The sequence below is a fragment of the Mannheimia haemolytica genome, assembly GCF_004342115.1.
GTDB lineage: Bacteria > Pseudomonadota > Gammaproteobacteria > Enterobacterales > Pasteurellaceae > Mannheimia > Mannheimia haemolytica.
Genome location: NZ_SMAC01000019.1, coordinates 1 through 15,697 on the forward strand (window position 1 = coordinate 1; position 15,697 = coordinate 15,697).

Below are 15,697 nucleotides of genomic sequence, written 5' to 3' on the forward strand. Positions count from 1 at the left end.
ATAGCTCGAAATATCTGTTTATAAAATAACCTAATTAATAAGGCACTTTGGATTTTAGTTATATCCTGAAAAATCAAATTATAAAGAAACCTTATCTATCAATACTTGAAGCCATTAAGTTCAAGTCTCGACCAGGCACCATTTGACTAAATTTAGTTCAACAGAGCTAAACGAAAAAACCTTAGAAAGCCTGTAAAATCAACGTTTACAGGCTTTTTTGTTGTTTTAGCTCAATGGCACTAAACATTTCATATCGCAAATTTTAAGTAGCCTAGCAAATTTTCCGCCAAATATGACCGCTTGTAATGCCGTTAGGTTATTGCCTGGCGGCCTTTTTGTTACAGCTCTTATATTTTTTACACCAAAGTTCAGAAAAAGTCACTTTTATCACTAACATTAAGATGAAACCTTGATACAAAGCTTGGGCTTCGGTGATATTTAAAAAATATCACTTTTTTCAATAATTGTGACAAATCTCTCAGATTTTTTTATTTTTTTGTGCTTAAATCTTAATCATAAAATGCCGTTATAATTACTTGCTATCTGGTATTTTATACATAAGATTGAACCATATAATAGCTGTTCAGCTAAAAATTAGTTTTTGCACTTTATCCCCCTAATGGAGAAAATGATGAGAAAAATCAATCAGTTAATCATATCCCCATACTTTTTCCTAAGTATTTTATCTGCTTCCGCTAACTCTGATTTTTGGAAAAGCGACCTTAATTTTAATCTCACAAATATTACCAAGCGTGTCGGAGTCGATAACTTTACCACTCCAGTAGCTGGCGAGCCTTGGGCTGGTATTGGTCCAAATGGTGAAGCTGCAGGTACTGCGCCATTATATTATAGCCGTATTCCAGCTATGCAAGTTACCGAAGATAACAAATTAGTTGTTATGTTTGATTTACGCTGGAATCGTGCGTATGACCAAGATCGTATTGATCCTGGTATTGCGATTTCTTCCGATGGTGGCCATACTTGGACGAAGAAAACCGCTTGGTCTTTTGATAGAACTAATCACCCAGCACGCCGTTCAATGGATCCAACGCTATTACATAATCCTATTGATAATAGTTTATATGTAATGCACGGAACTTGGTCTATGTCGGATCAACAATGGTATGGTGGGCGTGTTCCTCACTTTAATAGTGGCAGCTGGGCAGCTACCATTTATAAATCTACTGATGGTGGTTTAAATTGGGAGAAAAATACTGAGTTTAGTAAATTCAGCAATTTAGACGTATTTTCTAAAGTCACCAAAAATGGAAAACCTACCTTAGGCTTTTTAGGCGGGGTCGGATCTGGAATTGTAATGCAAGATGGTACGTTGGTTTTCCCAATTCAAACCGCACATCAAAATGGTATTGCGACCACTATTATGTATTCTAAGGATAATGGGAAAACTTGGGAAATGCCAGAAATTGACAACCCAGTTGCACCGAACCAAAGTTCTTTAGAAAATATGGTGTTTGAACTCGAACCGGGTAAGCTAGTGATGACTGGACGAGGAAACAGTCGCTGGGCATACTCTTCTACTGATATGGGTAAGACCTGGGAATTATTTACTCCAACTAATGGATTATTACCAACTAGCTCACAACCAACTCAAGGCTCTTCTATCTATGTAACACTACCAAATGGTCGAAAAGTGCTACTAATCTCTAAACCAGATGGAAAGAATGATGGGTGGAAAAGGGGTGATATTACACTTTGGATGCTAGATGCAAAAGATCCATCGCACAAACACAAGGTGCATATTATTCGTCCAGGTTCAGGTAATGCCGCTGGTGCTGGTTATTCCTCTTTAGCCTATAAAGAAGGGAATTTATTTGTTGCTTTTGAAAACGATGGTGATATTTCAGTAAAAAATTTAACTGAACATATTGCTGAAATGGAAGCAAAAGCTATCGAATGGGGATTACCAGATGAACTTACTCCTGCTTTGGATAAAATCAATGCACTGCCTTATCTCAATAAAGCTCAAAAAGAGACGCTAGTCGAAAAAATGCGTCGTGCTAATGATACTGCGATTGCACAATCTTTTGTGATTAACAAAGAAATGTATAATCTGAAAAACAATAGTGATGAGCTGGATAAATTGGCAAAAAATATTACTAAAGCACTGCCGTCTCAACAGAATATTTATCAAAGAGCCTTAGCCTATGTGAATAAAGTCACCAATACAGCGGATACCACTTATTTAAATTATAATGGTATTATGGATACCTATGCTAATTTATATGAAAGCTATTTGGCTTTAAATACTAAATTAGACTTCACTCGCTACATCCAAAAAGCGAGAAAGTTCAATGAATATAACACTGATATTTTATATCGTAGCTTTGATAATTTCTTTGCCCATTACGACACAGGTGTAAAACACAATAATCTATCCTTAGGCTTGAATACAAAATTAAGTGAGAATTTACGTGGTGGCTTATTCTTTGAATACAGTAATAAAAATCGTAATAGCGTACAAATTGGTGCAAGAGCTAAATATGAAATGGATAATCACCAACTTTCTGGCTTCTTACGCTATCGTGGCGTAAAACATAAAGATATGCTAGCACGTAATAACAGTGTTGATGGCTACCTAAATTATGCTTATCGTATTCAATTAGATGATAAATTAAGCATTAGCCCATCAGTTGGTGCTTACGTTTCACGTTCTTCTCGCTCATTAATAGATGAAGATCTTGCGATTAATAGCCGCACGGTCTATGCAAGTGATGTAGGATTGAATATCCATTATAAGCTAAATGATATTGATGCTTATATTCGTCCAAGTATAGGCTTTGTCAATGGTGATATAACTTTATCTCAATCTAATGATATGACAAACACATACAAAATAAAGGATAAAAGTAACGTGTATTCTGTCACGACAGGGTTGAAAAAACGCTTTGCAAATGGTGTGGCATTAGGGGCTGATTTCAAATTACATCGTTATGGTTCTCAAACTACTGAAAGTAATTTCGGTCTAAATGTAAGTTATAACTGGTAATACCGTAAACTGATTACGATTTAAAAGTTAGACTAGCCCAAGACTGAGTTCTATATTCCATAGAGCTCAGTCTTTTAATTTTTCTTTCTCGATAAGAATATTTTATATTTCAACCTTAATCGAGAATGTAATTAGTCGTGAAAATCTAAGTAGTGATTGAGTTTTTTTATTCAATCACTACTTTAGCAATATAATCTAAATGACGATATTTTTGGGCATAATCAATCCCATAACCCACCACAAATTCATCGGGGATCTCAAATCCCACCCATTTTACGGGCACATCAACTTCGCGGCGGCAAGGTTTATCTAATAAAGTACAAATAGCAAGTGAATTTGGCTCACGTAACTTGAGAATCTCCCCTACCTTGCTTAAGGTGAAGCCAGTATCAATAATATCTTCTACAATCAATACATCTTTACCTTGAATTTCGCCATCTAAATCTTTTAGAATTTTGACATCACGGCTGGATTCCGTGCTGCTGCCATAGCTTGATGCGGTTAGAAAATCCACTTCTACAGGTAACTCTAGCTTTCTTACTAAATCTGCCATAAACATAAACGAGCCTCGCAATAAACCAACCACTACAAGGTTTTGGCACTGTTTTTGGTGATAGTGTTGATTGATTTCTTTTGCTAATTCATTGATTCGGTTTAATACTTCTTCTTTTGAATGTAGCGTTTCGATATGATGTTTTTCCATTGATTTCTCCAAATAAAATTGATTACAAGCGGCCGTTTTTACTCGCCTGAAACCATCATTTTTTCTAATAAGATTGAACCTGTTTGGATATTTGAGCGGTGTTCAATATCATCGCCTACCGCCACTAAATTTTTATACATATCTTGCAGTTGTCCTGCAATGGTAATTTCTGCAACCGGGTATTGAATTTCGCCATTTTCAACCCAGAAACCTGCCGCTCCACGAGAATATTCGCCAGTCACGCTATTAATTGTCGAACCTAACATTTCGGTCACTAACAAGCCCGTTCCCATTTCCTTGAGTAAGCTGTTTAACCCACCGGTGCGGTTTGGCTTTACCAGCCAGTTATGGATACCGCCGGCGTGTCCTGTGCTTTTCAGTCCCATTTTTCTACCTGAATAGCTGGTCATTAGGTAAGTTTGTAAGATGCCATCGGTAATAATTTCTCGGTCTTGGGTAATTACCCCCTCGCTATCAAAGGCTGATGAAGCAAGTTGGCGTAATAAATGTGGGCGTTCTGAAATCGCAAACCAGCTTGGCAAAATTTGCTCGCCAAGTTTATCTAACAAAAAGCTGGATTTACGGTATAACGCTCCACCACTAATAGCTCCGGCCAAATGCCCCACTAAACCGGTTGCCACATCGTTATAGAAAATCACAGGCATTTCGCCGGTCTTAATTCGTTGCGGATTCAATCTATCTACCGCTTTAATTGCAGCTTGCTCCCCTACCCATTTCGGTGCTTGTAATTTATCAAACTCACGGGAAATGGTGTATTCATAATCACGCTCAAGCTGATCTTCATAAGCTGAAATCACGCTACAAGAGAGTGAATATCGGCTCGACAGGTAACTCTGCAACATTCCGTGCGTATTGCCATAAACACGCACGCCACTGTGAGAATTGAAAGTTGCCCCGTCACTATTCACAATTTTTTCGTCTGCATTTAAGGCATAATGCTCCGCTTCAATCGCCAATTCGACTGCTTGATCAACTGAAATATCCGCTTGGTGGTACAGTTCCAAATCTTCTGCCTCAAAGGCAAGCAATTCTTTATCAGCAAGCCCGGTACAAGCATCTTCTGAGGTATATTTTGCAATCGCAAGGGCTGCTTCAACCGTTTTTTGAATCGACTCTGGCTGAAGATCGGAGGTGGAAGCATTACCTTTGCGTTTGACTAAATAAACCGAAATACCGAGAGAACCATCGTTATTGAACTCGATGTTTTCAACTTGCTCTAAACGGCTTGAAACCGAAAGCCCGGCAACTTTAGTCACGCCTACTTCCGCCTCTGCCCCAGCCTGTTTTGCAAAATTTAAGGCAAATTCGACCGCTTGTCGTAGCTCCTGTTCTTGTTGTAACAAGGTTTGTTTATCTGTAATTGACATTTTGTTCCATTGATTGATTGCATTGATGAATATATTCTAACTCAAATTTCTGTTAGAATACGGCATTTTTTAGAGTTTATGTAATGAAAGGATAAAGAATGGCTAAAAAACGGAGCAAAAACGAAATTGACTGGACAGATGAGGAAGAAGAAATCATCTGGGTCAGCAAAAATGAGATAAAACGAGATTCTGAACACTTAAAAAAAATTGGGGCTGAATTGATCGAATTGACCCCACAAAATTTGGAAAAAATTCCACTAGACGATGATTTAAAAGAGGCAATTCGCCAAGCTCAAGGCTTTAAAATGGAGGCTCGCCGCCGTCAAATTCAATTTATCGGCAAATTATTACGCAACCGTGACCAGGAGCCGATCCAAGAAGCCTTAGATAAAGTGAAAAATCGCCATAATCAGCAACAAGCCCTATTACATAAATTGGAATTAGTGCGTAATCAACTGATTGCAATGGGCGATGCATCATTAGATAATTTATTGACGGAATATCCTCAATTAGACCGCCAACATTTGCGTAATTTAATTCGTGGGGCAATTAAAGAGCGTGAAGCCAATAAACCGGCAAAAAATTACCGTGAAATTTATCAATATTTAAAAACTGAAATCGTGGAGTGATTATTATGGAGTACCTATCAACCATTCTTAAAGCTCATATCGGCTTAGCTTATATTAGTTTAATTTTATTATTAACCCGTGGATTTTTATCGTCAAAGATGGTGGATTGGCGACAATATAAAATTTTGCGCATTGCCCCACACGCAGTTGATACCTTCTTACTTATCACCGGTATTGCTGCTGTCGCTATTTTCTTAGCTTATGATTTTTTCACCTTAGCACAATTCAGTTGGTTGCTACCAAAGTTACTCTTCTTAGTACTTTATATTGTATTTGCGACAAAAGCGTTCAAAAAAGGACAACCGTTTTCGCTCAAATTTTATCTGTTAGCCGTAGTCTCATTCTTATTAATGATGCTAACTGCCACTTTTCACTAAATAAGGGAAACTATGATCGGGCCTTTTGTGAATGCCGGTGCAATTATTTTAGGGGGCGTGCTGGGTGCTTGTTTAGGGAGTCACCTGCCTGAACGTATTCGCACTACGTTGTCGCTGGTATTCGGCTTATGCTGTTTCTGCTTAGGTATGATGCTGACTGCCTCAGTAAAATATATGTCTGCGGTTGCCTTAGCATTGATTTTAGGCACGATCATCGGTGAACTGATTTATTTAGAAAACAGAATCGGTAAAGTTGCCGATTTAGCTCGTGGCTTAATTGACCGCCTATTCCCACCGGTGCATAGTCTTTCCCAAGAAGAGTTTTTAGAGAAATTTATTGCTCTGCTTGTGCTGTTTTGTGTGAGCGGTACCGGCATTTTTGGTGCAATAAAAGAGGGAATGACGGGTGATCCGAGCATTCTTTACATTAAATCGATTTTAGACTTCTTCACTGCAATGATTTTCGCCGCTTCATTAGGTTATGCCATTGCAGCGATCGCAGTGCCGTTAATTCTTGTGCAAGGTATCTTAATTCTACTAGCAACGGAAATAATGCCTTTAACCACTGCCAATATGATGGCAGATTTCTCTGCAACGGGCGGCTTATTGTTATTTGCAACCGGTTTTCGCATTTGTGGGATTAAAAACTTCCCAGTGGCGAATATGCTACCGGCACTGCTCCTTGCGATGCCAATGTCTTATTTCTGGGAATGGTTGGTACATTAATGATGAAAAAACGGATTATTGTCGGCATTAGTGGGGCAAGCGGTTTTCAATATGGCTATAAAGTGTTGGAACTGCTGAAACCGTTTTCAGAAATTGAAACCCACCTTGTAATGACCAAAGGGGCGGAACTGACTCGCACGCTTGAAACAGATTATACCCGAGAAGCTCTACACGAGTTAGCTGATGAAATACATTCGCTGAACAATGTTGGTGCAAGCATTGCCAGCGGTTCATTTAAAACCGCAGGAATGATTGTTGCCCCTTGCTCTATGCGAACGCTTGCCGCTATTGCTAATGGATTTAGCGACAATTTACTAACCCGTGCGGCAGACGTGGTGTTGAAAGAACGGCGTAAACTGGTATTAATGGTGAGAGAAGCTCCGCTCAACCTTGCTCACATTGACAATATGCGAAAAGTGACCGAAATGGGCGGAATTATTTTTCCACCGATTCCGGCATTTTATCAACAACCTAAGAACCTTGATGAAATGGTCACCCACAGCGTGAGCCACGCCCTTTCCCTGTTGGATATTGACATTCCAAATACCCCACATTGGGGAGAATAATTCGGCTTATCTTTTGCTTTTTGAAATGCTAGAATACCTGATAAAAACTATCAGGTATTTTTATGCACAATCCAATCCCGACCCATATTTTAGATTTCATTCAAACTAACCACGTTGTCAATATTGCAGCTCATACCGAACAGGATTTTTGGGCAGCAAATTGCTTTTATGCCTTTGACCAAGAAAATGCTCGCTTGATTATCTTAACCGCCAAGAAAACCAGACACGCTGGCTTGATGCTTGAAAACCCACATATTGTCGGCACAATTTGTGGGCAAATTGAGAAGATCAACGAAATTGAAGGTGTCCAATTCTCCGCTACCGCCGAATGTTTAGAAGATAAACAAGCCGAAAAAGCCGCTTTGCAAATTTATTACCAAAAACACCCGCTTGCACGGCTTAAGCCTAGCGATGTTTGGGTATTATCATTCAATACCATCAAGCACACCGGTAATAAACTTATGTTTGCGAAAAAGACGATTTGGGAGAGAAATATAATTTGAAGCTCAAATAATGCCTTTAGCCTTATCCCGTTTGATTTGGCTTGGTGTTATCCCAAAAGTTCGCTTAAATGCCGTTGAAAAATTCTCCGAATTGGCATATCCGGCAAATTCAGCTGCTTGTGTAATACTCTGCCCTTGTAATAGTAATTTATAGGCTTGTTCTAATTTAGAACGCCTTAAATACGCAAAAATAGAGGTTTTGTGGTAATGCTGAAATTCATTTTGTAATGTGGTCACATTGGTATGGAAATATATTGCAATCTGCTTCAAACTCCAGCCGTCAAATTTACCGCTCTCAAGCAATTCTGTTAACTGTTGCACCCGATCTTTTTTTAACCGGGGAGCCTGTGTCAGCTGAGAAAAAGCACTTGCTAATAAAGCTAATAGATTACCTTCTTTCTCAAGTAACCCAAATGGTTGCATTTCCTGCTCTGACACAATATCGTGAATAAGTTTTAACATACTCTGAGTCAAAATAATTTGGTGGGCTTTTAAATGCTGTTTAAAGTGATGATAGCTTGCCAAATTCAACTGGCTTTCTATTAGCCATTTAGGGTAGAGAAAGATAACAAGCTCTTTTTGAAGTTGCCCTTTCCTAAAAATTTTACGCCCCATTTCAGCTCTATTTAGCGGTAAAAATGCGGCTTGAGGTTTTAAACTTGCATCTAATTCAAATACTTCCGAATTAAAATCAATTTCCGATCGACCACTCAACAATATAACCAATCTTAGTCCGGCTTCAAATTCCGCAGGTTCTTGCTCTACGGTTTCAGTAACTGAAATCTCTGTATATTTCAGCATAAGATCTGAACGTAGTCGGTATAAATGTGAAAAACCTTTCATTTGGTTAGCTTCATCAATCAAGATTGTTTTCATCATTAAAAACTTTTTTTCGCATAGTAAAAATTTTATTTTACAAAGGTTTTTTGCATAAAAACAAGATATTATTATATTCAATAATCATTCTTATTTAAGGATAAACTAATGAAAATAAAAAAATATTCACTTTCTCTAATCACTTTAGCGATTGTAGCTCCTCAAGTATTAGCAGAAACAACCTCTCAAGCAGAACTAAATGCTATTGAGGTCAAAGAGAAATTGGCAGCTACCACCGGCTATATTCCTGTTTATACGACTGTAGGAACGAAAACATTAACCTCTTTGGCTCGTACACCTTTTAGTATCAATGTTGTCTCTGATGATTTAATGCATGACCAAGCTGTTCGTTCTGTTACCGATTCAGTGGCTTATACCTCCGGTATGATGGGTGGCTATCGTGGTAACAATTCGCTTATCGAAATCTCCATTCGAGGCATTGGCAATAAAAGTGATGGCAGTACAATTCCGACCTATTTAAACGGTTCTCGCTACCAAACTGCATTTGAAATCGATCCGTTCTTCTTAGAAAGTATCAATGTGATTAAAGGTCCAAACTCCATTTTATACGGGCAAGCTAATCCCGGTGGCGTAATGGATATTATCACCAAAAAAGCCGGCAGTAACCCACATCGCCATTTGCAATTTGTGGTGGGAAACCATCAACGATACCAAATCGGGCTGGATATTGAAGAAAATCTCTCCAATACCTTATCCGCTCGTTTAATCGGTCAATTAGAACGAACAAACTGGAATACCCAATTTGTAAAAGAAAAAGGCGGTGCTTTTGCTCCAAGCATTTTATGGAAACCGACTACAAACACAGAACTTAATGTTTACGCTTACTATGCAAAAAAACCGAAAGCCGGTGATCGTAACTTTTTACCGAAAGAAGGAACGATTAATAGCGTAAACGGGAAGAAACTACCCTATGATATGTTCCTCAGCGATCTGAACTATCACGGTTTAAAAGCCGAACAAATGCAAGTAGGTTACAATTTCTCACATAAATTTACGCCAAACCTAACGTTCCGCCAAAATGCAAGTTACCATAATGGCGAAGAGAATTTCAAAAATCTAGTTTATTGGGGCGATGTCGGTTCGGTTTTAGAACGTAGAGCTCGCCGTTGGGATGTCAAAACCCAAGAAATCAACTTAGATAACCAATTAGAATGGGTATTTAGCACAGCAAATATAAATCATACCTTGTTAGCCGGTATTGATTATAAACGAGTGCGTGAAGATCTTGATAACTATATGGGGATTGCCCCTGATTTTGATTGGCAGAACCCTGTTTATGGCGTGACCGTTACTGAGCCTAGCTTATTTTCAAGTGAAGTGAAGCATTTAAAACAACTTGGGGTTTATCTACAAGATCAAATAGAAATCGGTAATTTTGACTTCCTGTTAGGCGGTCGTTACGATCGAGCAAAAAACAGCAACCAAGATCGTTTGAACAGTAAAACAGAGAATAACCAAGAAGGAAAATTTACTTGGCGTACAGGCGTAGTTTACAACTTTGAAAACGGTATCGCTCCGTATATCAGCTACAGCACTTCTTTTGTGCCATCGGCTGAAAAAGATGCTCAAGGAAATTTCTTAAAACCAACAACTGCTGGGCAATGGGAAGTGGGAATGAAATACCAACCTACCCAAGACACCTTACTGACCTTAGCAGGATTTAAAATTACACAAAAAGATTTAGCCAATTATCAATGGCAAACCCGCTCTTATGAGCAAATTGGTGAAGTGCAAACCAAAGGAATTGAAGTGAGTTTAAATCAGCAATTATCCGATAAATTTTCAATAGCGCCTTCTTATGCTTACTTAAAAAAAGAGATTACTGCAGATAAAGATGGCACGACGATTGGAAAAACGCAGTGGGGAGTGCCTCGCCATCAAGCATCTCTTTGGGCAAAATATAAATTCTTTGATAAGCTGACCGCCGGTGTAGGTGTACGCTATATGGGAACGACTTTTGGCGATAACCAAAATACTTTTACCGTACCGGCATACACACTTTACGATATGATGCTAGCTTATGATTTTATGCCTAACTTAAACTTACAGCTCAACGCACAAAACCTGACGAATAAAAAATATGTCGCAAGCTGTGCCAATAATTTTTCCTGTTTCTATGGAAAAGATCGCAATTTAAGTGCAACGTTAAACTATCATTTTTAATCTCAACAGCCCTCAAATGAGGGCTTAAACTTTTGCAAAAAATATGAAAAAAACGACCGCTTGTATTCTTACTTTTTTGGTTTCATCTGTGCTTTATGCTAACAATATAACCATTGAGCTTAAACAGAATGATTTTGTGCAAAGCAAATTGATTCAGAAGGCTCAACAGCCACTCTCCTTGTCGATTATTTTTCCTGCCAAAGCTCTCGCCTGCTGGCTCAAAATGTCTTTGGTGAACAAGATTTTATGTTTAAATCAGAACTAAGCGGCACAGCTACTTTTTCTATTCTAGCGAATGGTGCAACCGTTTCAGACCAAGATTTTACCTTAACGATTGAGCGGCATATTCCAATCTCGGCACAAATTGCTCCACCTAAAGTAATTGAAAATACACAGCTTGAAGAACTCAGCCAAAAAATTGCAAAAAATCCAGAAAAACAGACCGCTTTAATTAACGATTTTTGGGATAAAGCAAAACAAGCCGGCACACCATTGATTGAACCATTGGACGAACAGCAAAGCCGTGTAACTTTTTTATGGCGTGGAGCAACGAAAAATGTCCGTATTTGGGGCGGTGTGAGTACTGAACACGATTTTATGCAACGCTTTGGTGAAACGGATATATGGTATAAAAGTTATATAGTGCCCAATGACACTTTAGTGGAATACAAATTAGCTCCAGATGTGCCGACATTGCCCGTTGATGAGAATACCCAACGCAGAGCGTTACTGGCTACGGCTCAAGCCGATCCACTCAATAAAACAGCATACTTCGAGAAAATCGGACAAAATATTCATAATACCGATAAATTCAACTACGCTTCGCTACTTAAATTGCCAAACGCACCTACTCAATCTTTTTTGACTGAAGCTCCAAATATTGCAAAAGGTAAACTGCAGCAGTTGATTTTTGAGAGTGCAACACTCGGCAATAAACGCAGATTATTCGTCTATCTGCCTGACGGTTTTAGTGCAGAAAAAAACTATGCGGTTCTCTATTTATTTGACGGTGTTGAATATACCGAACGAGTGCCAACTAAAACCATTTTAGATAATATGATCGCTCAGAAAGTGATTCTGCCTACTGTAGCGGTGTTTATCGAAAATCCATCGAGTGAATCAAGACGTGTCGAGCTACCTGCCAATCCCATATTTACGCAAGTATTGGCAAAAGAACTTGTACCTTTTGTTGAAAAACAGCTCAATATAAAAACAAAGGAGCGAATTATTGGCGGCTCTAGCTATGGCGGGCTATCCTCTGCTTACACCGTACTCAACTATCCTAATGTATTTAGTAAAGCATTGATTCTATCCGGTTCATTTTGGTGGCAACCCAAAGGCACACCTAGTGAACAAAGCCACTATATTGCTCAACAATTTATCCAAAAAGAAAAATTACCACTCTGTTTTTTCATCAGTGCAGGTTTTTATGAAAGCGGGAAATCGGCTATTTTAGAAACTTCTCGCCATTTAAAAGATGTTTTACTCGCTAAAGGTTATCCGGTTACTTATGTCGAACAATCAACCTCTCACGGTTATTTAGCTTGGCAAGGGCTTATTAGTGAAGGGTTAAAAACATTACTGGGTAGCAATAAATGCACCTCAAATTAAGCAATGGTAAAAATCACCCGATTTTCAACCGCTTGTAGCTCACAAAGCCAACCTTGCTCTTTGGCAAGCAGTTCAAAATCGGTAAGGCTACTCTGCTGATTGAGTAAAATTTCCAAGCTATCGCCCTTTTTAAGATCGTTCATCGCTTTTTTTGCCATAAGCAAAGGTAACGGGCAGGCATAGTCGGTTAAATCTAAAGAATAATTCATCTTCAATACACAAAAGGCGAACTCAAGGTTCGTCTTATTCATCGCAATTATAATTTACGGCGATCCGCCATAATTTTACCCATTGCTGAGAGCTTTTCTTCTGCTAAATGCTCTCGTCCTAGCTCAAAAAGCGGTTCTTCAATGGCAATTGCACATCATAACCTGCCACAAAACGCTCAATTAAGTCTCTATCCACATTTTCACGTTTACCTGCGAGCAGATCTTCAAGCTGTGCCGACAAATCGTCCCAATTTTTATGTAAATGAACGTGCTGGCGTTCCAGTTCGTCTACCTCTGCTTGAGCTTGTGGTTGCACCTTAATAAGCTCAGGGAAGAAATCATCTTCTTCATCTTCGTGATGTAAAGGGGCAGAAATGTTGAAGTAATTCAAAATCTGCTGCACATCATTCTTGACCGCTTGGTTTACCCCGTTTTTCTCAAGGTAATCCGGCAAAATTTGTAGCTGTTTGCAGAAACTTTTTACTTTGCTGTGGCAAGCATAAAGCATATCGATCGGCTCTGCCCAGCTTGCAAAGGTTTGTGGTTCAAGTTGTTGCATATATACTCCTTGTTATTTCTGACCGTTTACTTCAGATTGTAAAGGTGGCACTTCTTTGCCAATTCGAGCATAAAATTCCACGACAAAATCATCAAAACGATCTTCTTCGATGGCTTGACGAATTTCTGCCATTAAGCGTTGATAGTAACGTAAATTATGAATGGTGTTTAGTCTTGCCCCTAGAATTTCGCCACATTTGTCTAAGTGATATAAATAGGCCTTAGTATAGTTTTTGCAAGTGTAGCAATCACATTCAGGATCTAAAGGTGTAATATCGTTACGGTATTTCGCATTACGAATTTTCACAATGCCGTTGGTCACAAATAAATGTCCGTTACGGGCATTGCGGGTTGGCATTACGCAGTCAAACATATCAATACCACGGCGAACCCCTTCGACTAAATCTTCCGGCTTGCCCACTCCCATTAAATAGCGTGGTTTATCTGCCGGAATTTGCGGGCAAACATATTCTAAAATGCGGTGCATATCTTCTTTCGGCTCACCTACCGCCAAACCACCGACTGCATAGCCGTCAAAGCCGATTTCAACTAATTTTTCCACCGAGACTTTGCGAAGTTCTTCATAAATACCACCTTGAATAATGCCAAATAACGCATTCGGGTTTTCAAGCTCATCAAAGCGATCACGAGAACGTTTCGCCCAACGAAGCGACATTTCCATTGATTTTTTTGCATAATCAAAGGTTGCCGGATAAGGGGTACATTCATCAAAAATCATGACAATGTCTGAACCAAGATCGTATTGGATCTCCATTGATTTTTCCGGCGAAAGGAAAATTTTCTCACCGCTAATCGGGTTTTGGAAAGTTACACCTTCTTCTTTAATTTTACGCAGTTTGCCTAAGCTAAAAACCTGGAAACCGCCGGAATCGGTTAAAATCGGACCGTGCCATTGCATAAAATCGTGCAAATCACCGTGCATTTTCATCACTTCTTGCCCCGGTCTTAACCATAAATGGAAGGTGTTACCTAATAAAATTTGTGCCCCTGTCGCTTTCACTTCTTCAGGAGTCATACCTTTTACCGTGCCATAAGTGCCAACAGGCATAAATGCCGGTGTTTCAACGTGAAATTCGCCTTTCGGGCGGTTAAAAGTTAAACGCCCACGACGAGCGTTACCACTTGTTGTTTTTAATTCGTACTTCATTTTAATCCACAAATAAACAGTTCGTGAAAGCGGTCAAAAACCGCCAAAAATTTACCAATTAGAATCGAAAGTCGGTGCCGACACCTAAGCCGATTCCAACGCCGTTAGAGCCACCACCGGCTCCAATACTGCCACCCACACCGGTTGATGAGCAAGCAGCTAACACTAAAATGCCAACGCATAATAAGAGTTTTTTCATTTTTTGCTGTCCTAAACGAAAAAGAGAGTCTATGATAGACCCAATGTATTCTAACCTGTTTAATGGATTAAACCTAATTTTAAAGGGTAAATTATGAAAATTTTACGTAAATTCGCTGCTGTATGCGTTGTCTCAATGGCTATGCTCTCTGCTAACGGTAATTTACTCAGCATTAGCGAGCAAGAAATCAACGACTATTTAGCCACCAAATTAGCTGAAAAAATCCCTTTACAGGATAAAGTGGGCGTTCCGCATTTATTTGAATTGGATTACCATCTGCATTCGCTGACAAGCCAAATTGGTAGAACCGAAGAGAAAAAAGTGGCTATTTCCGGTGTTGTTGATGGGCTTTTAAAAGCGAAAGGCAAGAAATATGATGCGTCTATCCAGTTAAATATGGATACCACGCCTTATTACGATCCCCAAAAAGGGGCATTATTTCTTAAAGATGTCAGATTGTTAAGCTGGTCTGCTACACCGGCTAAATATCAAGCAGAACTGCAAATGTTTTTGCCGGTATTGGCTGATGGATTAAATAGTTTTTTAAACAGCACGCCTGTTTATACTTTAGATGAGAATAAAGCAAAAGAAGCAATGGTGAAAAAGTTCGGCAAAGCCATTGTGATAGAAAATGGTAATATCAAGCTAGAAACTACTATTTTTTAAATAATTTTGTGATCTTCGTCTAATTTTTACACTTTGATAGTTGAGCTTTTACGCGTTTTATTTACAATCCAAATATCGTCATTCATTATTTGGAGAGTTCTATGGATATCGGTATTGTTAAATGGTTTAACAATGTAAAAGGATTTGGTTTTATTACATCGGATGTATGTGAAGGAGATATTTTTGCTCATTTTTCTGAAATTCAAGCAGAAGGTTATCGCTCTTTAAAAGTCGGCCAAAAAGTACAGTTTGAATTAGTTCAAGGAGAGCGAGGTGCCTCAGCCTCAAATATCACGCCTATAAGCGAAAAAACGTTATAACCCATCG

General features: G+C 38.9%; 16 protein-coding genes and 1 pseudogene. 10 read left to right on the forward strand and 7 right to left on the reverse strand.

Annotated elements, in window-relative coordinates; genetic code table 11:
• Positions 1 to 619: 619 nt before the first annotated feature.
• Entirely contained in the window at positions 620 to 3,007 is a 2,388-nt protein-coding gene (locus tag EDC41_RS08025) for an exo-alpha-sialidase (protein WP_006250946.1), read from the forward strand.
• 166 nt (positions 3,008 to 3,173) lie between these two features.
• Here the strand turns inward: EDC41_RS08025 and hpt are convergent, their stop codons facing one another.
• A complete protein-coding gene (hpt, locus tag EDC41_RS08030) occupies positions 3,174 to 3,710 on the reverse strand; it encodes a hypoxanthine phosphoribosyltransferase (RefSeq protein ID WP_006249222.1) in 537 nt (178 codons plus the stop codon).
• A gap of 38 nt (positions 3,711 to 3,748) precedes the next feature.
• A complete protein-coding gene (gene pmbA / locus EDC41_RS08035; RefSeq protein WP_006250944.1) occupies positions 3,749 to 5,098 on the reverse strand; it encodes a metalloprotease PmbA in 1,350 nt (449 codons plus the stop codon).
• Positions 5,099 to 5,196: 98 nt separating this feature from the next.
• Between pmbA and yjgA the strand changes: the two genes are divergently transcribed.
• The 5 genes from yjgA to EDC41_RS08060 all read left to right on the forward strand — a co-directional run bounded on the left by yjgA (position 5,197) and on the right by EDC41_RS08060 (position 7,899).
• The gene (yjgA, locus tag EDC41_RS08040; RefSeq protein ID WP_006250943.1) at positions 5,197 to 5,727 is read left to right on the forward strand and encodes a ribosome biogenesis factor YjgA; all 531 of its coding nucleotides are present in this window, start codon (positions 5,197 to 5,199) and stop codon (positions 5,725 to 5,727) included.
• Positions 5,728 to 5,732: 5 nt separating this feature from the next.
• The gene (locus EDC41_RS08045) at positions 5,733 to 6,104 is read left to right on the forward strand and encodes a SirB2 family protein (protein WP_006249225.1); all 372 of its coding nucleotides are present in this window, start codon (positions 5,733 to 5,735) and stop codon (positions 6,102 to 6,104) included.
• A 12-nt stretch (positions 6,105 to 6,116) separates the two neighbouring features.
• Positions 6,117 to 6,830, forward strand: coding sequence for a DUF554 domain-containing protein (locus EDC41_RS08050; protein WP_006250942.1), 714 nt, complete (start codon positions 6,117 to 6,119; stop codon positions 6,828 to 6,830).
• Positions 6,831 to 6,832: 2 nt separating this feature from the next.
• Positions 6,833 to 7,396, forward strand: coding sequence for a UbiX family flavin prenyltransferase (locus tag EDC41_RS08055; RefSeq protein WP_032844727.1), 564 nt, complete (start codon positions 6,833 to 6,835; stop codon positions 7,394 to 7,396).
• Positions 7,397 to 7,458: 62 nt separating this feature from the next.
• The gene (locus EDC41_RS08060; protein WP_006250940.1) at positions 7,459 to 7,899 is read left to right on the forward strand and encodes a PNPOx family protein; all 441 of its coding nucleotides are present in this window, start codon (positions 7,459 to 7,461) and stop codon (positions 7,897 to 7,899) included.
• 3 nt (positions 7,900 to 7,902) lie between these two features.
• Here EDC41_RS08060 and EDC41_RS08065 read toward each other — a convergent pair whose 3' ends face one another.
• Complete coding sequence (locus EDC41_RS08065; RefSeq protein WP_006250939.1) at positions 7,903 to 8,778, reverse strand: helix-turn-helix transcriptional regulator; 876 nt, start codon at positions 8,776 to 8,778, stop codon at positions 7,903 to 7,905.
• A 105-nt stretch (positions 8,779 to 8,883) separates the two neighbouring features.
• On the opposite strand from EDC41_RS08065, the gene EDC41_RS08070 reads away from it, so the two are divergent.
• Both EDC41_RS08070 and EDC41_RS08080 read left to right on the forward strand, forming a co-directional pair.
• Complete coding sequence (locus EDC41_RS08070; RefSeq protein ID WP_006250938.1) at positions 8,884 to 10,959, forward strand: TonB-dependent siderophore receptor; 2,076 nt, start codon at positions 8,884 to 8,886, stop codon at positions 10,957 to 10,959.
• Positions 10,960 to 11,205: 246 nt separating this feature from the next.
• Positions 11,206 to 12,570, forward strand: a complete 1,365-nt coding sequence (locus EDC41_RS08080; RefSeq protein ID WP_006250936.1) for an alpha/beta hydrolase-fold protein — start codon at positions 11,206 to 11,208, stop codon at positions 12,568 to 12,570.
• On the opposite strand, the gene EDC41_RS08085 is transcribed toward EDC41_RS08080, so the two are convergent.
• The 4 genes and pseudogenes from EDC41_RS08085 to EDC41_RS13525 all read right to left on the reverse strand — a co-directional run bounded on the left by EDC41_RS08085 (position 12,567) and on the right by EDC41_RS13525 (position 14,704).
• Complete coding sequence (locus tag EDC41_RS08085; RefSeq protein ID WP_006250935.1) at positions 12,567 to 12,779, reverse strand: sulfurtransferase TusA family protein; 213 nt, start codon at positions 12,777 to 12,779, stop codon at positions 12,567 to 12,569. The two genes, EDC41_RS08080 and EDC41_RS08085, sit on opposite strands and share 4 nt — an antisense overlap.
• Positions 12,780 to 12,826: 47 nt before the next feature.
• Positions 12,827 to 13,338 (reverse strand): annotated as a pseudogene (locus EDC41_RS08090) (hemerythrin domain-containing protein).
• A 12-nt stretch (positions 13,339 to 13,350) separates the two neighbouring features.
• The gene (gene tgt, locus EDC41_RS08095) at positions 13,351 to 14,505 is read right to left on the reverse strand and encodes a tRNA guanosine(34) transglycosylase Tgt (protein ID WP_006250933.1); all 1,155 of its coding nucleotides are present in this window, start codon (positions 14,503 to 14,505) and stop codon (positions 13,351 to 13,353) included.
• Between the two features lie 58 nt (positions 14,506 to 14,563).
• Complete coding sequence (locus EDC41_RS13525) at positions 14,564 to 14,704, reverse strand: hypothetical protein (RefSeq protein ID WP_006250932.1); 141 nt, start codon at positions 14,702 to 14,704, stop codon at positions 14,564 to 14,566.
• 93 nt (positions 14,705 to 14,797) lie between these two features.
• Between EDC41_RS13525 and EDC41_RS08100 the strand changes: the two genes are divergently transcribed.
• Together EDC41_RS08100 and cspD are read left to right on the forward strand one after the other, a co-directional pair.
• Complete coding sequence (locus EDC41_RS08100; RefSeq protein ID WP_006250931.1) at positions 14,798 to 15,370, forward strand: YceB family lipoprotein; 573 nt, start codon at positions 14,798 to 14,800, stop codon at positions 15,368 to 15,370.
• Positions 15,371 to 15,471: 101 nt separating this feature from the next.
• On the forward strand, positions 15,472 to 15,690 hold the full coding sequence (cspD, locus tag EDC41_RS08105) for a cold shock domain-containing protein CspD (protein ID WP_006250930.1): 219 nt from the start codon (positions 15,472 to 15,474) through the stop codon (positions 15,688 to 15,690).
• Positions 15,691 to 15,697: the final 7 nt, after the last annotated feature.